This window comes from Thermofilaceae archaeon (genome assembly GCA_038731975.1).
Taxonomy (GTDB): domain Archaea; phylum Thermoproteota; class Thermoprotei; order Thermofilales; family Thermofilaceae; genus JANXEW01.
On record JAVYQJ010000045.1, the window covers coordinates 1 to 2862 of the forward strand.

The 2862-nt window shown below is 56.7% G+C and carries 3 protein-coding genes; 2 read left to right on the top strand and 1 reads right to left on the bottom strand.

Annotated features, from left to right (window positions below; genetic code table 11):
• Positions 1-329, top strand: a 329-nt coding sequence (locus tag QXF46_08935; protein ID MEM0226983.1) for a hypothetical protein, incomplete at its 5' end; no start/stop codon positions are given.
• 77 nt (positions 330-406) lie between these two features.
• Here QXF46_08935 and QXF46_08940 read toward each other — a convergent pair.
• Positions 407-1546 (bottom strand): glycosyltransferase family 2 protein, encoded by a 1140-nt coding sequence (locus QXF46_08940; GenBank protein MEM0226984.1) that lies wholly within the window; start codon positions 1544-1546, stop codon positions 407-409.
• Positions 1547-1711: 165 nt separating this feature from the next.
• On the opposite strand from QXF46_08940, the gene QXF46_08945 reads away from it, so the two are divergent.
• Positions 1712-2671: a DUF362 domain-containing protein gene (locus QXF46_08945; protein ID MEM0226985.1), complete on the top strand. Its 960-nt coding sequence runs from the start codon at positions 1712-1714 to the stop codon at positions 2669-2671.
• The last annotated feature ends 191 nt before the right edge of the window (positions 2672-2862 follow it).

The following is a 2862-nucleotide window of genomic DNA, read 5'->3' on the forward strand; positions in this document are numbered from 1 at the left end:
TCAAGCACAAGGAGTTCGAGAGCGTCGCTTACAACCAGGTGGAGGTCTTCAAGGCTGCCGAGATCTTCGCCCGTGCAGAGGGTTTCGTGCCTGCACCGGAGAGCGCGCACGCGGTCAAGGCGGTCATCGACCTGGCGCTCGAGGCGAAGAGGACCGGGGAGAGGAAGGTGATCCTATTCAACCTAAGCGGGCACGGCCTCCTCGACCTGAAGGCTTACGACGAGTACCTGAGCGGTACGCTGAAACCCTACGAGTACCCGAAGGAGGAGGTGGAGAAGAGCATCCAAAGGCTCTACCAGATGTACCCGTGGCTCAAGACAATAAGTTGAGGGCGGTACGGCTCGCTTGCAAACTCTTTCTTCAAACCCCAGCATTGCGCGGCTGGAGCGGCTGCAGTTTCTGCCTGCTAGACGACCCAGTCCTCCACGCGCTCGTTGTTGAAAACGAACACTCTAATTAAGCCGACGAGAAGTATCGTCAGCCAGAGAACCTGGTACACCAGCAGGTAGACGGGGGTTATGTAGGTGTAAGGTTTCATACCCATCAACCTGGCGATGATCGAGTTCGCGATTGCGAAGGCGACGATGAAGATCAGGATCGCCAGTGTGGTTGTAGCGTACGCCACGTGGAGCGTGATGGAGAGGGCGGCAGCCGCAGGCAGTAGGAACCGTGCGAGGGAGGAGAGGGGGAGCAGCATTGCGTAAGCCAACTTTACGTGGGCGAAATCCCTTAACCCCATCAGCACTGCCGTTGTTAGGAGAGCTGGCATCGAGAGTAGGAGCCCCGGTAGAATGGCGTGGGGCATCTTCACCAGCACTTTGAGGACGGTCCAGAAGTTCTCCCTCAACCATGAGGCGAAAGCAACAGCCCACCTCTTCCTCTGCTTCAGCCAGTGGGTCCAGCTGGACGGCGCGTAGTTGAGCACGTAGGTGCTATCGAGGAAGGAGAAGCGGCAGCCCTTCAGGTACAACCGTAGCGCGAGGTCGAAGTCCTCAGACAAGCGTGGCCGGAAGAATCCAACGCTCTCCAGCGCCGAGCGTTTCACGGCGAAGGCTGCTCCGTTGATCGCGATGGTCCTCCTAGCCAGCTTCGCCATCAGCTTGCTAGCGAAGTTGTACGCTGTGTACTCGATATGAACGAGTTTCGCCAGCAAACCTTCACCAGCAACCCTCTTCTTAATGTCCAGAAGATCGCAGTCCCTCATGGCATCGTAGACCTTGGAGAAGAAGTGGGGGTCTTCGATGAGAACATCATCGTCCAGGAAGAGCAAGGTGTCACACTTAGCCAGCTTTACAGCCTCGTTGACCGCCGAAACTTTCCCCCTTCTACCCTCCCTCGCTAACAGCTGTATTGGCACGCTGCTGCTCAAACTCTTCAAGGCTTGCAATGTTTCAGGATCAGGATCATCGACAACGACGACGATTTCGCCGGGTGGATCGTTGCAGCGGATCAAGCTCTCGACGAGCTCTACAAGCCTTTTTCCACCGCGGTACGACGGGATGACCACGCTCACGGGCAAGGCTTCCGCGCTCTCTGATGCCACCATTGCTCCAACCCCGCTCATCGAATCATAAAAACTCATCCACCGCGCCTATCCACCCTCGGGAAGCATTCATTCAGGGTGAAGCTCCCCTTTTATTAAGGAAGTAAACTATTAAGGTAGTTTAAATTACACACAATCTTTTTAAAGGATAGCTTTAGGAGCCACAACATGACCAGCAAAGTCTACTTTGCAAGCGCGCAGTTCACTCCTCCGAGCGGTGGTGATTTCCGGCGGGCAAGAGAGGGAAGCCTTCCAGTAAAGTTCAGGAAAGCTCTTGAAGAGTCTCCGTTGAGCCGCATCGTTGAGAGGGGTAATATCGTCGCTATCAAGATCCACGTCGGCCCCATGGAGGAGGGGGGTTTCCGCTTCATCAGGCCCCTCTTCGTGCGGATCCTCGTCGATTACGTAAAGCAGCTGGGTGGCATCCCGTTTATCACGGACACGTGGGGGTTAAGGCACGTTTACGCGGGGATACAGAACGGCTTCGGCTTCGACGTTGTTGGTGCACCTCTGCTGCCCGCGAACGGTATCAAGGAGAACTTCTTCTACGAGGTTGAGCTGGAGAACCCCTACCACCTGAAGAAGGTTCAGGTGGCCGGGAACATCTACGACGCTGACGTGCTGATCAACTTCTCCCACGTGAAGGGGCACGTGAGCCCTGGAGTTGGAGGGGCTATCAAGAACCTGGCGATGGGGTGCACCAGCTACAGGACGAGAGGTGAAATCCACCAGCTCGAGAGGCTTGATAGCGTCGGAAGGGCTTTTCAGGAGGGCTGCGTTGATGCAGCAAGGGCGGTGCTCAAGAATAAGAGGGGTAAAGCGCTCCACATCAACTACGTGATGGACGTCCAGACCATGTGCGACTGCGCGCCGTGGTCGGAAATCCCAATCGTCCCGGACATCGGCATCCTGATCTCGGAGGACATCGTTGCTGTCGAGTACGCCTCCCTGAGGATGATCGACGAGGCCCCGAACGTGCCCGGATCCATCGCCGATAAGCTCGGCCTCAAGCCGGGGGACAACAAGTGGCTGAAGATCCACGGCAAGGACCCCTACATACAGGTTGAAGCTGCAGAGAAGGCCGGCTTGGGCACCAAGCAGTACGAAATAATAGAGGTCCTCCCGTGAGTGCCGACCGGGTATGCCGCGCGTAATCGTTGACCAGGATCGCTGCACCGGTTGCGCGGCCTGCTACAGGGTTTGCCCCAGCGGAGTGTTCGTGATAAAGAGGGGCAAGTCGTACCCGGTCAACGAGGACAAGTGCGTGATGTGCAGAGCATGCATCACCCACTGCCCCGTGGGGGCAATTACGATATCTC

Bases quoted from the DNA above. Each gene is read 5' to 3' on its own strand.
- QXF46_08940 (MEM0226984.1), bottom strand. From the start codon at position 1,546: ATGGTGGCATCAGAGAGCGCGGAAGCCTTGCCCGTGAGCGTGGTCATC.
- QXF46_08945 (MEM0226985.1), top strand. From the start codon at position 1,712: ATGACCAGCAAAGTCTACTTTGCAAGCGCGCAGTTCACTCCTCCGAGC.